The 4,178-nt window shown below is 61.3% G+C and carries 3 protein-coding genes and 1 pseudogene; 1 reads left to right on the top strand and 3 read right to left on the bottom strand.

Annotated features, from left to right (window positions below; translation table 11 throughout):
- Window positions 1–584, top strand: a 584-nt coding sequence (locus QWZ14_RS08070) for a hypothetical protein (RefSeq protein WP_290316117.1), incomplete at its 5' end; no start/stop codon positions are given.
- A 93-nt stretch (window positions 585–677) separates the two neighbouring features.
- Here QWZ14_RS08070 and repC read toward each other — a convergent pair.
- The 3 genes and pseudogenes from repC to QWZ14_RS08085 all read right to left on the bottom strand — a co-directional run.
- Window positions 678–1,673, bottom strand: a complete 996-nt coding sequence (repC, locus tag QWZ14_RS08075; protein WP_290316118.1) for a replication protein C, IncQ-type — start codon at window positions 1,671–1,673, stop codon at window positions 678–680.
- The gene (locus QWZ14_RS08080) at window positions 1,666–3,462 is read right to left on the bottom strand and encodes an AAA family ATPase (protein WP_290316119.1); all 1,797 of its coding nucleotides are present in this window, start codon (window positions 3,460–3,462) and stop codon (window positions 1,666–1,668) included. The genes repC and QWZ14_RS08080 overlap by 8 nt, the downstream gene beginning before the upstream one ends.
- Before the next feature lie 210 nt (window positions 3,463–3,672).
- A pseudogene (locus QWZ14_RS08085) lies at window positions 3,673–3,891 on the bottom strand (CHC2 zinc finger domain-containing protein); the annotation flags it as partial.
- Window positions 3,892–4,178: the final 287 nt, after the last annotated feature.

The following is a 4,178-nucleotide window of genomic DNA, read 5'->3' on the forward strand; positions in this document are numbered from 1 at the left end:
TTGCAGAGACCCGCATCGACTTGGCGAATACCGGGGAGCGCGAGCGCCAAGCCCTTTCCCAAGCCGATGATGCGGACGCGCAGGTCCGCGATTTGAGGAGCGATCTGGAGGCGTCCAACCGAACCGCGCAGGCCTCTGCTGAGGCACGGGCTGCGGCTGAGGCGCAAGCTGCGGCCATGCGGGACGAAGTAGCGCACCTTCGCGCGGCGCTGGAGCGGTCCGAGACGGCAAGGAACGCGGAGGTCGGCCGCCTGGCGGCCGATCTCACGAAAGCGCAGCAGCAGATCGATGAAGCACGAGCAACGCATCAAGCCGATGCTGCTATTGCCCGGCAGCAGGCTGCAGAGGCTCAGGCAACGTATCGAGAAGAGGTCAACCGTCTCATTCAGGAACTAGCGAAACACCAAGGCGAGCTCACGCGTGTCCTCGCCGACCAGGAAGCCGCAAAGCGGCGGCAAGTGGAAGCGGAAACGGTAACGCGCGAGGCGCGCAGCAGGGCAGGGGAGGCGGCAGGCCGTGCCGCTGCGCTCGATGAGCAACTGCGGGCGCTGCAGCAGGTCACAGCCGTTGCGCCACATGGCTAAAGGCCCTCTCCGGCCCTCACTGATCACACTCGCCAGCGCGACCGGCGTCTCGCGGACCGGCGCCATGCGGCGCCAGTGAATCCTCGTTGGTCCTTACACGGGGACCTCTATCGCCAACTTGGAATCGCCGGCAACGAACTCACTCTCCACGCTGAGCGTTGTCAGGGCCGGTCGATTTTCGGCCCGTTCGCCTAGCGTAGATCGGGGGCGGCGAGTGATGGAGCACACGGCGTCGCCGCGCTGATCAACGCCACTGACCCGCCAGCCACTGCCTAGCGCGTCTATTTCCCGGAGGGCTTGGCGCAGCAAATAAAACCGTTTCGCGCGGTCCATACCCGTGGAGACGTCTCCCCACACATGGCGCTCCAGGGTGGACAATTTGGCCGGCTGGGTTTCACCCACATCAAGCCACGCGCTCAACCACCGATGTAGAATTTTGGCGGTGTCGCCGGACAGGCGCCATCTTTCACTCAGGTCAACCCGAGCCCATAGGGTTTCCGACAGGAATGATCTCGCCAAGAGGTAATGAACCGAGATTCGGAGATCCCCGTTTGATGACGCGCGAGCAACCATCAGGTTTGAATTGCCCTCGTTACCTATACGGTCCTTGACCCATAAAGTTATCGCGCTGAATCGCTGGAGACTTTCCCGCAGCAATCGACGTGACCGGCCCACGGGGTTCAGCGCCATGTGCCGGAGAATTTCAGAATAGGACGTGTCACGCAACAATAGAGTCTTTTGGGCCAGCGCGTCCCCGCCCTCGTTCAGGTCGTCGCGCACCTGGCGCGAATTCGGGCCGGCCGGATTGGGGTCCAAAATCACTCCTCGCTGACCGATCAGTTTCAGCACGACCAGGAGAACGGATTCGTCCCAGACCCCCAGCTGTTGGTAGATCCTGAATGTAAAATTCAGGCCGTCGCTGTTGAACTGATCTGGACCAGGATAGTGCAGCTCATACCCGGCGCGGCGGTTTCCTCGTTCCAGTGGTACAATCAACCCGTCCACCTTAGCGAAATTCCGCTCCACGTTAGCAAAGCTCTCGGGCTCGCGTTCGATGACCTCGGCAGTAGCCGGGAGGGCCTCAGTCATCGGCCGCCTCCCTCCGCATGCGTTCCAAGCGCACCGAGGAAGCGCGTGGACCCGCCGTTGAACCAGTCGACGTATATCCGACCGAGTTGCTGGCTTTCGGTGCCTCGGGCGGGCTGAACCCCCCAACCAGGATCCCATGTTCGCCGCGCCGCCACCAACGGGAGCCCTCATTCTCCGCGTAATTCATTTTGGCGCCGACAATTTTCACCCATTTCCGGCGATCGCCATCGTCAATCTCACGGACCTTGGCAGTATTGGCATCCATGGTTCCCATGTTTGCTTGCCAACGCGCATGATCACTCAGTTTCCGACTGCCGGAAACTGCCTGTTGTTCTTCCGCCTGCCCGTTAGTAACAGATGCTTTTGTGACATGATGCGCAAACAATACGTTGGCCCGCCCGGTATCGACTGTAAGGGACTCTGCCAGTTCAATAACCTGCCCCATATCTTTCCCCTCGCGCTCCTCCAGACTGGTCGAAACGCGGGCAAGGGTATCGATCCCGGTGATAAGCGCACCGAACCCGCTTTGAACCACATTCTCGTAAAGTGGCCCCCTTTGGATTGCCGTCTCAGTCCGGCTCGGAGCAATCGCAAAGGCGTTTTCTGGACCAGCCCCGTAGAGGCTGTAGGCCATCAGGTTCGCGTCGATCAGGTCCAGGAATTTGTTTACGTCCAGATTGGCGTCCCGCAGCCGCTCCAAAGCGTTGTTGGCGAGATGGTGTATACGCCAGTCGACAATCTCTTGGGGGTCCTCTGCTGCCAGATACAGGCATCTGCCTGGAGGGGCGGGCAGGCTTAGAATCTTGTCCGAAATGTCGGACCAGAGCGACCAGATGTCGATCCCAGCGGCCATGGAGATGAGCGTCTGGAGCATCGCCCAGCTTTTTCCTGACGCGCCAGCACCGACCAGCAACCCCACAGTTCCTCGCAGCATGCCGGGCAAGGCAAAGTTCAGTTGTGGGGCCGGGGCTTTCATGACGTTGAGGAACGAACGCCGCCGCACCCCGAATTGCCTTAGGCTTACCTTCTCGGCTTCGCTCAGAATCTTGTCTCGAGGTGGCGGGCAGGGGGGCATGCCGGGGGGCAGACGTCCTCCTTCGCTATCTGGGGCCATGCTCAATGACGCTGGCTCAGCTGTCGATGCTGGACGCCACGGCAGCGCGGCATCAACGAACGCGGCCAACCGCTCTGCCGACCAGTCGTCTTTGTCGACGGCATCCGCCAGATCCCATTTATTCGGCGCTCCAGCCGGGGGCTCGATCCACCGGAGAGTGCTGCACCCAAGGGCGGCTAAATGCTGGGCCAGATCCAACATGGTTTTGCTGCCCACACCGCTGGTGTCAGCGTCCGGCCAAAGAGCCACGTCCACGCCCTCGGCGATTAGACTCCAATCAGTTTTGTGCCAAGCGTGGCTGCCACCAATCCATCCTACGACCGTCCACCCGGGTAGTGCAGCGCCACGATCTGCACATTTCTCGCCCTCGACAATGAGGTAGCGGGTGGGCCGACCGTCCTCCCGCGCGTCCGACACGAGGTGGGCGTTGTAGACGGCCCGGGGCTCTGGAAATGAGACGTATGTCCAACCCTCACGGATAGACCCGTCCGACAAATGGACGTTCCGGCACCACGCCACCTGCCGAACGAGTTTGTTCCCCGAGTGATTTTTCGGGCCACGCACTACATGGCCCAGCCGCTCGCCCCGATAACCAAAATAGGTGTGTACCGTATCCACCGCAGCCATTTTGGCCACCGGCTCACCTGGTTCCCCATTCGGACGCAGGATCGGCACCGTTGGCGATTGCTCCCCCGGCCAAAGCGGGGGGGCATTAGCAGGCGTGGGTAGGACGATTTCGTAAGGATCGGGAGCGCTGGCTAGGGCCTCGGCCTCCGCGCGGTGAGCTGTAAGGCGGGCCTGGGCTTCCGGGGTAGGGCCATTGGCCAACCCGCTGCGGCTACGCAGGTCTGCAATGACCTCGCCTAGCGGGCGCTTCTCCATTGCGGCGAGGAAATTAAATACGTCACCGTGCGAGCCGCAACCGTAGCAGTGGTAGTGGTCCGCATAGACGTAGAAGCTGGGCGTTTTCTCTTGGTGGAATGGGCACAGGCCCAGATGTATGCGGCCCCGGCGCTGTAGCCGAGCATAGCGCCCGACATAATCAACCAATGGACCGGAGGCAGCTTTGACGTCCGCGAGAGACGCGTCGTAACCCGTTGGCATGGACACCCTTGACCTTGCGTTATGGGTGCATTCGCATACACTGATGCTCGGCACCCAGGCTGCTGACACAGCCTTGTTGACATTGCGGAAAGGGCTTGGTTCGGTCGCACGAACCAGGCCCTTTTTGTTTTGGGCTACGTCGGCGGAGCTTCTGCGATCCTCGCCGCACGAACGGAGCCTTCCTCCAGATATCGAGCCGGAAGGTTTTCGCGGAGGACCTTCTCCACAATCTCGCTGATCTCCTGGCGGCGATCATACGCGATAGCACGCAGCGCCTCGACTAGGTC

This window comes from Paeniroseomonas aquatica (genome assembly GCF_030409335.1).
In the GTDB taxonomy this organism is placed as follows: Bacteria; Pseudomonadota; Alphaproteobacteria; order Acetobacterales; family Acetobacteraceae; genus Belnapia; species Belnapia aquatica.